Raw genomic sequence first — 15,274 nt, 5'->3', positions numbered from 1 at the left:
GGTTGCACGTCCTCGCCGGGTGTGCGCCCTAGCGTTGCGTTCCGTGCCCGCCAGCAGCCTGATCTTCCTCGTCATCATCGCCTTGTGGGCCGCCTACCTCGTGCCGAACGCGATCCGCAGGCACCGGCGGACGGCCGAGGCGCGGCAGGCCGACCGCGACTCGCAGGCCATGCGGGTCGTCGTGCGGCGCGGGGCCGCGCCGGTCGGCCAGGCCCTGGCCGCGGCCGCGGCGAACGCCGTCGCGGTGGGCGCCTCGTCCCGGCCGGTGCTCGGCCCGGGTGCCGAGCCGGTGGCGGCGGTGTCGTCCTCGCCGGTCGCGGTGCGCGAGCGGTCGCGGGCCGGGGTGTCCCGGGTGGTCACCCGCCGTCGCCGGGTGCTGGCCGCGGCCGGGATCGCGACCGGTCTGGGCTGGGGGGTCGTCCTGACCGGGCTGTCGGCCTGGTGGGCCGGGGCGGTGCCGACGGTGGCGCTGATGCTCGTCCTGGCGGCCCTGAGCCGGCACGGCGCGAGCGCCCCGCAGCGCCGGGCGCAGGTGCGCACGGGGCCGGTGGTCCTGCCGGCGGCGCGTCCGGCGGCCCGGGTGCGGGTCCCGGTGCAGCGCGACGAGCGCCCGTCGCCGCTGGCCGGGGACGACGGCTGGGAGCCGGTGCCGGTGCCGCTGCCGACCTACCTGCTCAAGGACCGGGCCCGGACGTGGGACCCGGTGTCCCCGGCGCTGGCGGCGCAGTCCGCCGGGCAGGCTCCCGCCGGGGAGCGCGAGACGCTGGTGATCGACCTGCGCGAGCACGTGCGGGCCGTGGGGGAGTAGTCCTCGCCCCCCTGGTCACCGGTCCGCTCCGGGGCTGGTAACCTCTTCTCGTCGCCGCGAGTGATCGGGGTGATGGGCAAGGGGCTGTGGCGCAGCTGGTAGCGCACCTCGTTCGCAACGAGGGGGTCAGGGGTTCGAATCCCCTCAGCTCCACCCAGGAGATCGTCGAAGGCCCCCACCGGGTTCCGGTGGGGGCCTTTTCGCGTGCCCGGCGCGGAGCGGGGATCTGCGCATGTCGTTGCGCCGCATGCACATCCTGTGAGGGACTTGCGGCGAACGGGTGACCCCCAGCTACGATGCGTCGTGCCAGACCACCTTCCGTAGCGGCGTTCGGCCCGATCGGGGTCATCCGGACGGATCACTGGCAGCCCACACCGTCGTGGGTGTCCATCAGGCCACGACGGGGGAGGGTTCATGGCTGCCGAGGATCTGCGTCTGCTGCCGAGTCAGCGGCGCCGGGTGATCGACGCACCGGTTCCCGAGACCCAGCGGCCGTTCCTGCCGATCGGCCGCCGCGGCACGGCCCGCCGCACCGCCTCCGGGGCCGTCCGCGAGCACCGCCGGCCCGTGTGGCAGCGCGAGTACAGCCGGACCATCGCGGTCTCCGACGCCCTGGCCGCCCTCATCGGCGCCGTGCTGGGCTGGGTCCTGCGCTTCGGGGAGTCCCCGCAGGCCGCGGGCCCGTCGGTGGCGTGGGCGGTGGTCCTGCTCCCGCCGGTCTGGGTCGTCTCGATGCTGCTGTTCCGGGCCTACGAGGCGAGGTTCCTCGGGGTCGGCTCGGAGGAGTTCCAGCGGGTGCTGCTGGCCGGCACGACCGTCGTGGCCCTGGTGGGGACGGCGTCGTGGGCCTTCGCGCTCGACGTGGCCCGCGGGTTCGTCGTCGTCGCCCTGCCGGTCGCCGGCGTGCTGACCGTCGCCGCCCGCCTGGGCGTGCGCCGCTACCTGCACGCCCGCCGGGCCGCGGGGGAGTGCATGCAGTCCACCCTCGTCGCCGGGCACCCCGCCGCGGTCGCCTCCCTGGTCCGCCAGGTGCAGCGCAACACCGACCACGGGCTGCGCGTCGACGGCGCCTGCACCCCCGACGGGACCGGCACCGCCGAGCTGGAGGCGCTCGGGGTGCCCGTGCTGGGCACCCTGGAGGAGATCGCCGACGTCGCCCTCGACGTCGACGTCGACGTGGTCGCGACCCTGACCTGCCCCGAGCTCGACGGCCCGGTGCTGCGCCGGCTCGGCTGGGAGCTGGAGGGCACCCGCGCCGACCTGGTCGTGGCCCCCGCCCTGACCGACGTCGTCGGCCCCCGCGTGGTGATCCGCCCCGTCTCCGGGCTGCCCCTGCTGCACGTCGACCGCCCCGAGCTGCGCGGGATCCGGCACGCCGGGAAGGCCGTGTTCGACCGGGGCAGCGCGGCGCTGGGGCTGCTGCTGCTGTCCCCGGTGTTCCTGGTGCTGGCCCTGCTCATCAAGCTCGACTCCCGGGGGCCGGTGTTCTTCCGGCAGACCCGCGTGGGCCGCGACGGCCGCGAGTTCTCCATGGTCAAGTTCCGCTCGATGGTGGTGGACGCCGAGCAGCTGCTCATCGACCTGCGCTCGCAGTCGGAGGGCAACGGCCTGCTGTTCAAGATGCGCCGCGACCCCCGGGTGACCCGCGTCGGCTCGTTCCTGCGCCGGTACTCCCTGGACGAGCTGCCGCAGCTGTTCAACGTCGTGGGCGGCAGCATGTCGCTGGTCGGTCCCCGGCCCCCGCTGCCGCGGGAGGTGGCCGAGTACGGCGAGGACCTGCGCCGGCGGCTGCTGGTGAAGCCGGGGCTGACGGGGTTGTGGCAGGTGTCGGGCCGCTCGGACCTGGACCTGGAGGAGTCGACCCGGCTGGACCTGCAGTACGTGGAGAACTGGTCGCCGGCGTTCGACGTGATGATCCTGGCCAAGACGGCGCAGGCCGTCTTCGGCGGCCGGGGAGCTTACTGACCGTGAGGCGTCGTGTGACGCCTGTGACGGTTGTGACATCCGTCGCAGGGGTGGCCGGTGATCGCGCCTTGCGCTCATCCAGTGAAGCCTGGCTACTATGCGCACGGCTGAGTAACCAGAAGTGACGGTTCTGGGCTGTTCGAGTCGTAGATCCGAGCAATCCACCACAGCAGTCGATCCGGGAGGAGGGCGCGTGACGACCAGCACCGAGCCGACGGCGCACGCCGTCGAGGACGGCCCCGCGCCGGCCGTCGGCACCCCCACCCTCTCGGTGGTGGTCCCCGCCCACGACGAGGCCCGCGTCCTGCGCCGCACCCTGGCCGCCCTGGCCGCCGCCGCCGGACCCGAGACCCTCGAGGTCGTCGTCGTCGCCAACGGGTGCACCGACGGCACCGCCGACGTGGCCCGCGCCGCCGGCGCCCGCGTCGTCGAGCTCGGGCAGGCCTCCAAGGCCGCCGCCCTGCGCGCCGGGGACGAGGCCGCCACGGTCTTCCCCCGCGTCTACCTCGACGCCGACATCGTCCTGACCCCCGGCACGCTCGGGCACCTGGCCGAACGGCTGCGCCGGGGCGACGTGCACGCCGCCTCACCGCGGATCCGCTTCGACCTGCGCGGCTCGACCTGGCCCGTGCGGTCCTTCTACCGGGCCTACGCCGAACTGCCCTACGTCCGCTCCGGCCTGGTCGGCCTCGGCGTCTACGGCCTGTCCGCCGCCGGCCGCTCCCGGTTCGAGCGGTTCCCCGACCTCACCAGCGACGACCTCTTCGTGCAGCGGCTGTTCGCCGAGCACGAGCGCGGCACCAGCGACGGCGAGTTCGTCGTGGCCGCACCCAGGGACCTGCGCAACCTGCTCAAGGTGCGCACGAGGACCGCCTCGGGCAACGCGGAACTCAGCAGGACCGGTCACGGCGCCGGGGGGCGCCCGGCCACCCTCGACGAGGGGGCCGGCGGGAACGCCACGGGGGGGACGTCCTTCGAGAGGTCGACGTCGGGGACGACGAGCGCCCTCGCGAAACTCGCAGTCACCCGCCCACGACTGCTCCCGTCCGCCGCCGTCTACGCCGCCGTCACCACCGCGTCCCGGATCTCCGCTCGTCGCAGGCAGAACACCGCCTGGCAGCGGGACACGTCCACTCGCTGACCGGTTCCCTGGGAGATCACATGGTTCTCTTCTCTGGCCCTTCGCGAACCCTGGCGTCGCTGCGCTCCGTCACCGCCCTCGACCTGACCGCCGTCGAGGAGGTCGGGGTCGAGCGACCCGACCAGCACCAGCAGGTGACCGTCGACGACGTCACGTTCGACGCGCTGCGCGAGACCGAGGTCGTCGAGCACGTCATGGTCGCCCTCGAGGAAGGGCGCGGGGGGAACCTCATCACCCCCAACGTGGACATCCTGCGGCAGCTGCGCCGCCCGCAGCTGCGCGAACTGGCCGAGCAGGCCGAGCTCGTCGTCCCCGACGGCATGCCCATCGTGTGGGCCAGCAAGCTCCAGGGCGAGGAACTGCCCGAACGGGTCACGGGTTCGTCGCTCATCTGGTCGCTGTCCGAGGCGGCCGCCCGGTCCGACCGGTCCCTGTACCTGCTCGGCGGCGCGGAGGGGATCGCCGAGCGTGCAGCGGACCGGTTGACCGAGGAGTACGACGGCCTGGACGTCGCGGGCTGGCACTGCCCGCCCTTCGGTTTCGAGAAGCGCCCCGACACGCTCGAGGAGACCGTCAGCGCGGTCGTCGAGGCCGAACCCGACATCGTGTTCGTCGCCCTGGGTTTCCCCAAGCAGGAACGCCTCATGCAGCTCCTGCGCGAGCACCTCCCGAACACCTGGTTCGTCGGGTGCGGGGGCACCCTGACCATGGTCGCGGGGGAGATCTCCCGGGCCCCGCTGTGGATCCAGCGCAGCGGCCTGGAGTGGGTGCACCGGCTGGCCATGGAACCGCGCCGGATGGCGAAGCGGTACCTGGTGCACGACCTGCCGTACGCGGCGGGGTTGTTCGCGCGGGCCGCCGCGCGGCGCACCAGGACCCGGCGGGCCGCGTGAGCGCCACCCGGGAGGCCCCGCCCACCACCGGGCCCACCCCCCGGCCCACCAGCGAGCCCCGCGCGACCGACCGGTCCTGGCCGGTCGTCACCGTCGTGGTCCCGGTCCACGGGGACCGCGGGCAGATCGCCGGCACGGCGCGGGCCCTGGCCGCCCAGGACTACCCCGGCGACGTCCACGTCGTCGTCGTCGACAACGGCGACAACGTCGATCTCGACGGCAGCACCGCCGTGCTGGAGAACCTGCAGCTGGTCTCCGAGCCGCAGCCGGGTTCGTACGCGGCGCGCAACGCCGCCCTGCCCCTGGCGGTGGGCGAGGTCCTGGCCTTCACCGACGGCGACTGCCTGCCCAGGCCGGACTGGCTGACCGCCGGCGTCGCCGAACTGCTGGCCGCCCCGGGTCCGGCGTTCGTCGGCGGGGCCATCGAGCTGTTCCCCCGCGACCCCGCGCACCCGACGGCCGCCGAGTTGTGGGACTGCGCCAACGGGCTGCGCCAGGACGTCTACGTGCGGGTGCAGGGCTGGGCCGCCACCGCGAACATGATGACCCTGCGTTCCACGTTCGACGACGTGGGCCGCTTCTCGCAGACCCTGCGCAGCGGTGGCGACCGGGAGTGGGGCCAGCGCGCGGTCGCCCGCGGCGTCCGGCCCGTCTTCGGCGCGGCGGCGGTGGTCGACCACCCGGCGCGCCGGACCATGGCCGAACTGCACAAGAAGGTCCGGCGCGTCACCCGTGGGGAGGTCGACAAGCGGCGTGCCGCCGGGGCGCCCCCGGTCGACGTCGCCGAACTCCTCCGGTCGTTGCGGCCCAACGTCCGGTCCATCCTGCGCACCTCCCGGCAGGTCGGCCCGCGGTGGTCGCCGGACCGTGTGCGGTACGTGGCGGTCGCGCAGTGGCTGCAGTACTACTTCATCGGCGCCGGCCTCCACGCGGCGATCGTCACCCGTCGAGCACGTGACGAGTGACCTCGGGACCGATCAGCACGACGGCTCAGCGACGCGCCGTCCCGCGGGTACAGTCGGCCCCGCGATGACACACGTCGAAACCCCGAAGGACGACGAACTCCCCGTGACCCGGCCGCGCAAGCACGGCATCTTCGGGAACGGGATGTGGGCGGCCGGCCAGCAGGCCGTCAACACCGGCCTGAACGCCGCCATCGGCGTCGCCCTGATCGCGACGCTGCCGATCGCCGAGTACGGCGCCTACGCCTACGGCGTGGCCCTGGCCTCCATCGGCATGTCCGTGATGTCCGCGGGCCTGAGCGGTCTGGCCGTCAAGGCGCTCGTGATGGACGAGCCGGCGACGCGGCAGATCGTCGCGTCGCTGATCCTGATCCGCGAGGTGTTCGCGGTCGGGGCCTACCTGCTCCTGGGTGCGATCAGCCTCACGAGCGGGAACTCGCTGTCGATCCTGGCCACGCTGGTCGCCTGCAGCGCGATGTTCTGCCGCGCCTTCGAGGCGCCGACCATGTGGTTCTCCGCGCACATGCGGACCCCGGCCATCTCCCGGTACAGCATCGCGGTGAACCTCGGCAGCGCCGGCGTCCGCGTCCTGGGCCTGGTCTCGCACTGGAACATCGCGTTCTTCCTCGCCGTGTACGTGCTGGAGGCGCTGGTCTCCGGCGTCGTCGTGACCTGGCGCTACCTCGCCGACCGGGAGAGCCCGGGGCTGGGGCGGCCCTCGTGGGCGCGGATGAAGTCCCTGCTGGGGCAGTCGTACCCGTTGATGATCTCCGGGCTGGCGAACCAGCTGAACCTGCGGTCCGACATCGTCGTGATCCAGACCGTCCTGGGCGTGACGTCGGTGGCGACCTACGCGGCGGCCGCGCGGTTCAGCGAGATCGCGTACTTCCTGCCCACGGTGTTCATGAACGCGACGCTCCCGGTGCTGCTGCGGACCCGCAAGGACCACGGGCCCGGGAGCCCGCAGTACCGCAGGATGCTGCAGAGGTCGTACGACCAGTCCTTCTGGTTCGGCGTCCTCGCCGCGACGGGGATCATCCTCGTCGGCGGACCGATCATCGACCTGGTCTTCGGGCCCGAGTACGCGGTGTCGAAGTCGGTCCTCGTCGTGCACGTGCTCGCGTGCCCGTTCGTGTTCATGGCGGCGGTCTACTCCAAGTGGATCATCGCGGAGAACCGGCTCTGGCTGTCGGTCATCCGGCACGCCGGCGGGGCGGTCGTGAACATCGCCCTGAACCTCGTCCTCCTGCCGCGGTACGGCGTCCTCGGCGCCGCGTACGCGACCGTCGGGTCGTACGTCCTGGCGTCCTACGTGGCCTGCTTCATCGACCGCGCCTCCCGGCCGGCCGCGTTGCAGATGACGCTCGCGATCGTGGCTCCCATCCGGTACGGCGGTTCGTGGTTGAGTAGGCGCTGGACAACGAGGAGATCGAAGTGAAGAACCCCAGGCAGACGCTCGCCTACTACTACCAGCGCGGGACGAACTGGGCGCAGAAGAACGGCGGCAAGCGCGCCCAGCTGTACTTCAAGACGATCAGCGAGCCCTTCTCGCGGGAGACGCGCGCCGTCGCCGCGGGCCTGGCGCACTACCAGGGCGCCGCCGGCAGCGGCTCCCAGCTGTACCTGCTGCGCCGCAACGTGCACATGCTCGAGAAGGGGCTCACGATGCAGCCCCGGCGCAACCGGTTCGGGGTGGACTACATCGAGGCGACGATCCGCGCCTTCGCCGAGGCCGTCGACGCCGGGACCCGTTCGGGCCTGGGCGCGCCGGAGTACGTCTGGATGGTCTCGGTCCTCGACGAGTACTTCACGGCGACGCAGGACAGCGGGGACCCGACCATCACCGCCGCCCGCGAGGCGTACGCGCGCATCGAGGTCCGGGTCATCGAGGAACGCGGCGGCAGCGGCCCGCACGCCCCGCAGGCCCACCAGGACGTGAACACGGTGGAGGTCCTGGGGGACCTGGCCCGCGGCCGCCGCTCGGTCCGCTGGTTCCTCGACGAGCCCGTGGAGCGCAAGTACGTCGACAAGGCCGTGGAGATCGCGGCGGAGTCGCCCACCGCGTGCAACCGGCAGCCGTACCGCTTCGAGATCTTCGACGACCCCGAGAGCGTGCGCAAGGTCGCCGACATCCCCATGGGGACCCGCGGCTACGGCCACCAGCTGCCGGGCATCATCGTCATCGTCGGTGACCTCGGCGCGTTCTTCGACGAGCGCGACCGCCACCTGATCTACGTCGACGGTTCGCTCGCGGCGATGAGCCTCATCCTCGGCCTGGAGGCGCAGGGGATCTCGACGTGCTGCATCAACTGGCCCGACATCGTCCACCGCGACCGCGCGATGGCCTCCCTGCTGGGTCTGCAGCCGCACGAGCGCGTGGTGATGCTGCTGGCCTACGGTTACGCCGACCCCCAGGGGCTGGTCCCCTTCTCCGCCAAGCGTGAGATCGACAGCGTGAGGAAGTTCAGGTCCCTATGACGATCGACATCCGGGGCGTGCACAGCGCCAACCTCGGCGCCCAGCTCATGCTGCAGGCCATCACCCAGCGGTTGGGGGGGACGTTCGCCCTGTCCTCGAACCCGACCCAGGGCAGCTACGAGTTCCGGGCCCGGCTGGGCCTGGGGCAGACCCTGCACGACTTCCGCCGGCCGCGGCTGTCCATCGCCGTGGGCAACCGCCTGCCCGCCGGTCTGGCCGGCCGGTACGGCCTGGTTCGGGACCGGGACATCACCGGGGTCCTGGACGCGTCGGGTTTCGCCTACAGCGACTCCTTCGCCGTGGCCCGCCACCAGCGGGAGGCGGACTTCGGGGCGAACTGGCACAAGCACGGGGTTCCCCGGGTGATGCTGCCGCAGGCGTTCGGGCCGTTCACCGACCAGGAGAAGGCCGGGCTCACCCGGCAGATCCTGACCCAGTCGGCGCTGGTGTTCGTCCGCGACGACGTCAGCCTCGGCTACGTCCGGTCGCTGGGGATCAGCACCCCGGTCGAGCGGGCCGTCGACTTCACGATCGGCCTGACGCCGCCGCCGTTCGAGCCCGTGGCGACCGGTGACGTGCTGGCGCTGGTGCCCAACGGCAAGCTGATCTCCAGCGGGGTCATCACGCGCGAGGCGTACGTCGACGTCTTCACCCGCTACGCCGCGGCCGGCGCCGCGCGGGGCCTGACCCCGCTCGTGGTCGTCCACGAGGCCAACGACCTCGACCTCGGGCGGGCGATCGCGGCCGCCGCGGGGTCGGACGTGTTCACGCACGAGGACGCGCTGGTGCTCAAGGCCGTCCTGGGCCAGGCGGCCGTCGTCGTCGCCAGCCGCTTCCACGCCGTCGTCGGTGCGCTGTCCCAGGGCGTCCCCACGCTGGCGCTGGGCTGGTCGCACAAGTACGCCGAGCTCATGCGCGAGTTCGGCGTCGCGGGGTGGAACGTCACCGCCGAGCAGGACCCCGCGGAGCGGCTGACGGCGGTGACGGAGGACGGCGACGCCAAGCGGCTGCTCGACACGATCCCCGTCCTGAAGGAGAGCGTGGAGCGGATGTGGCTGCGGACGATCGACGTCCTGAAGGGCGGACGGTAGGTCCCCGACCCCGCACCCCCGGGACCGCCCCCGCCCTCGCGGCGGGGGCGGTCCCGTCGTGCGTCGGGCGGCCGGTCAGCGGTTGAACAGCCCCAGGAGCCGCCGGGCGTTGAGCTCGGGGGCGAACTCGGTGAGCACGCGCCGCCGGCCGGCGGCACCGAGCCGGCTGCGCTCGGCGCCGGGCAGTTCCCGCAGCTCCTGCAGGGCCGCGGCCAGCGCCTCCGGGCGCCCGGGCGGCACGAGGCGGCCGTTCTCCTCGGGGTCGCCGGAACCCTTGACCAGTTCGGGGATGCCGGCGATGGCGGTGGTCACCACCGGCAGCGAGGTCGCCAGCGCCTCCATGAGCACCACGGGGACCCCCTCGGCGAAACTGGGGAGGCAGAACACGTCCGCCCAGGCGTACTGCCCGGGCAGCGACTCGTTGCCCAGCGGCCCGGTGAACTCCACCACGTCCTGCAGGCCGTCGCGGACGACCTGGGCCTGGAGTTCATCGAGCAGGGGGCCGGAGCCGACGAACCGGACGCGCAGGCGGCCGCCGGTCCGCCCCCGCAGCGCGGCGGCGGCGGACAGCAGGACCGACGGCCCCTTCTCGGGGACCAGCCGGCCGACGAAGAGGACCCGGAACTCGTCGTCGCCCCTGGTCGCGCGGTCGGGGGAGGCGTCGGGGAAGCGGGTCCCGTCGACGGCCATCCGGACGACGTCGAGCTTGCCCCACTCCTCGGGCGAGGAGTGCCGCATGAGCTGGGAGCGGCAGAAGTCGCTGATGCAGGCGATGGCGTGCGCGGAGGCGATCTTCGCGCGCAGGTCGAAGGCGTCCACGGCCTCGAACTCGGTGGGGCCGTGCATCGTCATCGTCCAGCGCCAGCCGGCCGCCGGCCCCTCGGCGGCCGTGCCCAGGGCCACGACGAGCCGGGCGATGTCGGCGCCGTTGTTGGCGAAGTGGACGTGCAGGTGGCGGATGCCCCGGGCCCGCAGTTCGTCGAAGAGCAGGACCGCCTCGGCCAGGTAGAAACCCTGCCAGACGCGGGCCCGCGCGGTCCGCGGGCCCGAACCGGCGGCCACCCCGGCGGTGCGCAGCAGCGCGGTGGCGCTGCGGCGCCCGGTGCGCAGCCCGGCGCCCACCCACCGCGACGCGGGGGAACCGATGAGGGACGTCGTGGTGCCCGCTTCGCGACGGCTGCGCTCGGAGACGTGGGAGGACGCCGGGGAACTGCGCACGGTGAACGTGTGCACGTCCACCCCGAGGGCCCGCAGCGCGTCGACCTCGTTCTCGATGAAGGCGTGGGACAGCGACGGGTACCGGCTCACGAGGTACGCGACGCGAACTCGGCCGGCCTCCGGCGCGTCGGTGTCCTCCTCGACGTGCCGCGGTCCCGTGCTGAGGTGTGGCGCGCTCATGGGCCGAACCATAGCCAGTCACCGACGGTTCGGCGACGACCCCGCTGCGCACCCGAAGGGGCGGTCGTGATGTTCACTTCCGGCGTTGTGCTGGCTGCGAGTATTGTGCTGGTTGCACACAGCGACACCGGGTCCCGTTGTCGTTCCGTCGATCGGGGAGCGGCATTGCCCACACCGGCTGCGCCAGGGGAGCTGGCCCGCCCGCTGGTCCGCCGCGCCCCGTCCGCGCGTGCCACCGGGTGCGGGCTACGTGCCGGCGGCCGCGGACTCCCCGGTGGTGGTCCCCGTGCGCTCGGCGCGCGGCGGCAGGAGCCGGCCGGGAACCCCGACGCTGGTGAAACCGTCCGGCACGTCGCGCACCACCACGGCGTTCGCCCCGACCCGCGCGCCGCGCCCGACGTTCACCGCACCGATCACCGCGGCGCCGGTCCCGAGGTACACGTCGTCCCCGATCGTCGGCGGCCCGGCGTCGCCGGACACCCCCACCGTCACGCGGTGGTAGAGCGTCACGCCGCGGCCCATGCGGGTCGCCGGGTGCAGGATGACGCCGCGCCCGGCGTGCGGCAGCCGCAGACCGGGGCCGGCCTGGACCGACCGGGGCAGTTCGGCGCCGATGAGTGCGCGGGTCCAGACCGTGTCGGCGAGCGTGTGGACGCGGCGTGCGACGAACCCGGCGGGGGAGCGGTCCAGGTGCGCCAGCTGGCCGAACCGCCAGATGGAGAGCGTGACCCGCGATTCCCAGTAGGGGTTCTGCGGGAAGTCCGCGGTGATCCCGGACTTCCACCGTTCGACGGCATCGCGCAGACGCGGCACGGGCGGTCCTCTCGTTCGTCGACGGTCGCCGGAGGGCGACCAGGGCCGAACCGGAACCCTACTGCGTGCCCGTCGCCGTCTGCCACCATCCACACCTGCCGAGCGCTGGACACGCGGCTCGGAGCCGACCTGAGGGGGCCACTGTGAGTTCCGTGGACGAAGAACCGCACGCCGGGGTCGGCGAGGGTTCCCCGGCGGCGGTGAGGCGCTCCTGCGACGTGACCGTCGTCATGCCGGCGATGAACCGCGCCCACATGATCGGCCGTGCCCTGGACAGCGTCGCGGCGCAGACCCTGACGCCCCGCGAGGTGATCGTCGTCGACGACGCCTCCACCGACGACACGGTGGCCGTGGCCCGCGCCCACGGCGCGACCGTCATCGAGCTGCCCGTCAACGGCGGCAGCGGTCCGGCCCGCAACCGCGGCATCGAGGCGGCGCGGACGCGGTGGATCGCGTTCCTGGACTCCGACGACGCCTGGCTGCCCGACCACCTGGAGCGGACCCTGGCCCGCGCCGAGGGGTACGTCCTGGTGGCGGGCCCGGGGAGTTCCTCCGGTGGCCGGCAACTGGGGAACGTCTGGCGGCGCGACCTGGAACTGAACGCCGTCGACCTGTTCGCCCCCGGCGACCTCGTCTGCACGAGCGGCACCATCGTGACGAAGGAGGCGCTGCTGGCCGGTGGCCTGTTCCGCCCGTTGCGCCGGGCCCAGGACCTCGACATGTGGGTCCGGGTGCTGCAGCACGGCCGCGGCCTGGCCCTGGCCGAACCCACGTTCCGCTACTTCCTGCACGACCAGCAGGCCATCAACGACACCGACCTGATGCGCCGGTGCTACGAGCAGATCGTGGCCGACTGCACCGAGCAGCCGTGGTTCTCCCGCCACGACGCCGACCGCGCGATGGTCAAGTGGCACTGGGACGACCTGCGGGCGGCGCAGCGGACCGGGGACCGCGGTGAGGTGGTGCGGAACGCGCGGTGGTTCGCCGCGCGGCCCCACGTCTGGCGTTCCCTGGCCAAGGTGCTCCAGGGGCGGCGCCTCAGCCGGTCGCTGGGCTGAGACGCCGCGGCCTCACCGGGTGGCGACGGTGGTGGTCGTGACGGTGGTGGTGACGGGGGCGGGCTTGCCGTAGTCCAGCGGCAGCGCCTGCACCTTGTCCCAGGGGAAACCGCGGAAGATGTCGTAGCTCTTCTTCCCGGCCATGATCGCCGTCCACGGGTTGACCCCGGTGTCGGCGATGACCGCGCTGGGGCTCTCGGCGGTGATGGCGACCGCGCCGGCCTTGTCGGTGACGATGAAGCCGTACTTCTGGGCGGCCTTGGCGACCATCTTCGCCAGCGGGGTGATCTTGAGCGCGTCCACGTTCACGCTCGGGTCCAGCCGCAGCCGCTGCCCCTCGGCCAGGACGTTCGGGGAGGCGTCGAGGCCGTCGCTGCGCTGGGCCGGGTAGCTCACGACGGAACGGTCGCGGACGTTCACGAGCTGCAGGGACAGCGCGTGGTCGATGACCCCGGCCTGCGCGTCGGCGATGAGCAGCGAACCGCCGGTGACGGCCAGGCCGCTGGCGCTGGCGCCCCAGTAACCGCTGAAGTAACCCGGGTTGGTGGACAGGGAGTCGATGCGCCCGCCCCAGCAGGCCTGCCACTTGCCGTCGACCTTCTTGGCCTTCCAGAACTCCCAGAGCTGGTCGGTCTGCGGGGAGTAGATGGTCAGCTGGCCGTCGGTGCCGGCGGCGGGCACGGCGTCGGCGGGGATCGGGACCTGGGTGAACTGCCCGCCCTCGCCGAGGATCCCGGCCGGCATCTTCGGCTTGCGCTGGCAGTTGTCCCACGCGAGGTCGATGCGGGGCTGGGTGGCGTCGACGGTGTAGATGCTGGTGCCGTACTTGTTCACGTTGAAGGCGGCGGCACCGTAGTAGGCGGCGACCTGCTGCTGGACGTTCGCGACGAGTTCGGCCGAGTTCGCGGCCAGCGGTGCGGCGGACACGTTCCGCTTCCACTCGCTGGTCGCGCCGAAGACGCCGCCGCGCGGGGCCTGGTCGGCGATGACGGACGTGCCGGCGCCGAAGGCGGTGGGGGTGCTCAGCGCGACCGCGGCGAGGGCGGACACGGTGGCGAGGAGGGCGGAACGCTTGCGCACGGGGGAACTCCGATCAGTGAGGGGGTTGCTCAACTCATCGGTCCACCCCGGGGTGCGTCCTCATCGCCTGTCAGCGTGGCCCCGTTCGGAGTAGTTCATCACGCAATCACCCAGGGTGAGGGGAACGTCCCGGTCGATCCGCCGACCGGTGGGCCGGTCGGGGACGAGACCCCGGGAACGCGACGTGCCCCCGGCACCAGGGGTGGCGGGGGCACGTCGGGGCGTGCGACGGTGCACGCGGAGGGGTTCAGGACGTCGGCTTGCCGTAGTCCTTGGGCAGGGCCTGCATCTTGTCCCAGGGGAAACCCTTGAAGATCTCGTAGCTCTTCTTCCCGGCCATGACGGAGGTCCACGGGTTCACGCCGGTCGCGGCCTGCACCGCGCTGGGGCTCTCGGCGGTGATGGCGACGGCGCCGCCCTTGTCGGTGATGATGAAACCGTACTTCTGGGCGGCCTTGGCGACCATCTTCGCCAGCGGGGTGATCTTCAGCGCGTCGACGTCCACGCTGGGGTCGAGGCGGAAACGGGTGCCCTCGGGGATGGCGTCGGCGCTGCGGTCCTGGCCGTCGCTGCGCTGGGCGGGCCAGCTCCAGTTCGAGTAGATCCCGGCGTTGACCAGCTGCAGGGACAGCGCGTGGTCGATGACCCCGGCCTGCGCGTCGGAGACCAGGATGGAACCCCCGGCGACGGCCAGACCGCTGGCGCTGGCGCCCCAGTGCTCGCTGAAGTGGCCGTGGCTGGTGGAGACGCGGTCGATGCGCCCGCCCCAGCAGGCCTGCCACTGGCCGTCGACGCGCTTGGCCTTCCAGAACTCCCACAGCTGGTCGCTGGAGGGGGAGTAGATCGTGAGCTGGCCGTCGGTGCCCGCGGCGGGGACCGCGTCGTCCGGGATCGGGACCTGGGTGAACTGGCCGCCGGCCCCCAGCAGACCGCGCGGGGTGTACGTCTTGCGCTGGCAGTTGTCCCACTTGACGTCGATGCGGCGCTGGCCGGCGTCGACGGTGTAGATGCTCGTCCCGAACTTGTTCACGTTGAACGCGGCCGCCCCGTAGTAGCGGTCCACCTGACCGGCGAGGTTGGCGACGAGCGCACCGGAGTTGGCGGCCAGCGGCGCCTGCGAGACGTCGGTCTTCCACACGCTCCTGGCCCCGTAGAGCCCGTTCAGCGTGGTGGCCGCCGAGGTGGTCTGGGCGACGACCTTCGGCGGTGCGGCGAGCCCGCGCTGCCCCGCGCCCAGCGTCGGGGTGCCCGCGGTGGCGGTGGGGGCCAGCGAGACGGTCAGGGCGGTCGTCAGGGCGACGGCGGCGAGACCGGCGAGTCGGGTGCGCATCGTGACAGCTCCATCGAGTAGGTGGTGACACCTAGTCCTTCGGCCCGGTGGAGCGACGGCTGGCGGATCTGCGCGGCACCGGGCACCGACTCCACCCGGGTGGGGGGTAGCCGAGGGCGGACGGCGACGGAGAGTCGCCGCGGGATGCGCCGACCCGGTGGCCGCTGCGTCCGGTCCGTACCCCCGAACGGCGCAGCGCGTGACGGCTCACTCCCCGTGGCGCGACGGGACCGCCTGCACCAGATCGGGTGAGCCCG

13 protein-coding genes and 1 tRNA gene are annotated in these 15,274 nt (G+C 73.0%); 10 read left to right on the top strand and 4 right to left on the bottom strand.

Features of this window, described 5'->3' with window-relative positions; all coding sequences use genetic code 11:
* Positions 1-43: 43 nt before the first annotated feature.
* From ACRYRX_RS08280 to ACRYRX_RS08240, 9 genes are all read left to right on the top strand, one after another.
* On the top strand, positions 44-808 hold the full coding sequence (locus ACRYRX_RS08280) for a hypothetical protein (RefSeq protein ID WP_432511366.1): 765 nt from the start codon (positions 44-46) through the stop codon (positions 806-808).
* An 80-nt stretch (positions 809-888) separates the two neighbouring features.
* A tRNA-Ala gene (locus ACRYRX_RS08275) sits at positions 889-961 on the top strand.
* A gap of 261 nt (positions 962-1,222) precedes the next feature.
* Positions 1,223-2,773: a sugar transferase gene (locus tag ACRYRX_RS08270; RefSeq protein WP_432511365.1), complete on the top strand. Its 1,551-nt coding sequence runs from the start codon at positions 1,223-1,225 to the stop codon at positions 2,771-2,773.
* Positions 2,774-2,966: 193 nt separating this feature from the next.
* Entirely contained in the window at positions 2,967-3,914 is a 948-nt protein-coding gene (locus ACRYRX_RS08265; protein WP_432511364.1) for a glycosyltransferase family 2 protein, read from the top strand.
* 20 nt (positions 3,915-3,934) lie between these two features.
* Complete coding sequence (locus ACRYRX_RS08260; RefSeq protein WP_432511363.1) at positions 3,935-4,807, top strand: WecB/TagA/CpsF family glycosyltransferase; 873 nt, start codon at positions 3,935-3,937, stop codon at positions 4,805-4,807.
* Complete coding sequence (locus ACRYRX_RS08255) at positions 4,804-5,772, top strand: glycosyltransferase family 2 protein (RefSeq protein WP_432511362.1); 969 nt, start codon at positions 4,804-4,806, stop codon at positions 5,770-5,772. Before ACRYRX_RS08260 ends, ACRYRX_RS08255 begins: the two co-directional genes overlap by 4 nt.
* A 64-nt stretch (positions 5,773-5,836) precedes the next feature.
* Complete coding sequence (locus ACRYRX_RS08250; RefSeq protein WP_432511361.1) at positions 5,837-7,207, top strand: flippase; 1,371 nt, start codon at positions 5,837-5,839, stop codon at positions 7,205-7,207.
* Positions 7,204-8,247, top strand: a complete 1,044-nt coding sequence (locus ACRYRX_RS08245) for a nitroreductase family protein (RefSeq protein WP_432511360.1) — start codon at positions 7,204-7,206, stop codon at positions 8,245-8,247. Before ACRYRX_RS08250 ends, ACRYRX_RS08245 begins: the two co-directional genes overlap by 4 nt.
* Positions 8,244-9,338, top strand: a complete 1,095-nt coding sequence (locus ACRYRX_RS08240) for a polysaccharide pyruvyl transferase family protein (protein WP_432511359.1) — start codon at positions 8,244-8,246, stop codon at positions 9,336-9,338. Before ACRYRX_RS08245 ends, ACRYRX_RS08240 begins: the two co-directional genes overlap by 4 nt.
* A gap of 75 nt (positions 9,339-9,413) precedes the next feature.
* Here ACRYRX_RS08240 and ACRYRX_RS08235 read toward each other — a convergent pair whose 3' ends face one another.
* Both ACRYRX_RS08235 and ACRYRX_RS08230 read right to left on the bottom strand, forming a co-directional pair.
* Positions 9,414-10,736: a glycosyltransferase family 4 protein gene (locus ACRYRX_RS08235; protein ID WP_432511358.1), complete on the bottom strand. Its 1,323-nt coding sequence runs from the start codon at positions 10,734-10,736 to the stop codon at positions 9,414-9,416.
* A 246-nt stretch (positions 10,737-10,982) separates the two neighbouring features.
* Positions 10,983-11,549 carry a serine acetyltransferase gene (locus tag ACRYRX_RS08230; RefSeq protein ID WP_432511357.1) on the bottom strand — a complete coding sequence of 189 codons (567 nt, stop codon included), beginning with the start codon at positions 11,547-11,549 and terminating at the stop codon, positions 10,983-10,985.
* Positions 11,550-11,701: 152 nt separating this feature from the next.
* On the opposite strand from ACRYRX_RS08230, the gene ACRYRX_RS08225 reads away from it, so the two are divergent.
* Entirely contained in the window at positions 11,702-12,607 is a 906-nt protein-coding gene (locus ACRYRX_RS08225) for a glycosyltransferase family 2 protein (RefSeq protein WP_432511356.1), read from the top strand.
* A 12-nt stretch (positions 12,608-12,619) separates the two neighbouring features.
* Here the strand turns inward: ACRYRX_RS08225 and ACRYRX_RS08220 are convergent, their stop codons facing one another.
* Together ACRYRX_RS08220 and ACRYRX_RS08215 are read right to left on the bottom strand one after the other, a co-directional pair.
* Positions 12,620-13,687, bottom strand: a complete 1,068-nt coding sequence (locus tag ACRYRX_RS08220; protein ID WP_432511355.1) for a DUF4124 domain-containing protein — start codon at positions 13,685-13,687, stop codon at positions 12,620-12,622.
* A 247-nt stretch (positions 13,688-13,934) separates the two neighbouring features.
* The gene (locus ACRYRX_RS08215) at positions 13,935-15,017 is read right to left on the bottom strand and encodes a DUF4124 domain-containing protein (RefSeq protein WP_432511354.1); all 1,083 of its coding nucleotides are present in this window, start codon (positions 15,015-15,017) and stop codon (positions 13,935-13,937) included.
* Between the last annotated feature and the right edge of the window lie 257 nt (positions 15,018-15,274).

The sequence above is a fragment of the Kineococcus lubricus genome (genome assembly GCF_050871965.1).
In the GTDB taxonomy this organism is placed as follows: Bacteria; Actinomycetota; Actinomycetes; order Actinomycetales; family Kineococcaceae; genus Kineococcus.
The sequence above is the reverse complement of the archived record's forward strand: the minus strand, read 5'-3'. Positions and strand labels throughout refer to the sequence as shown.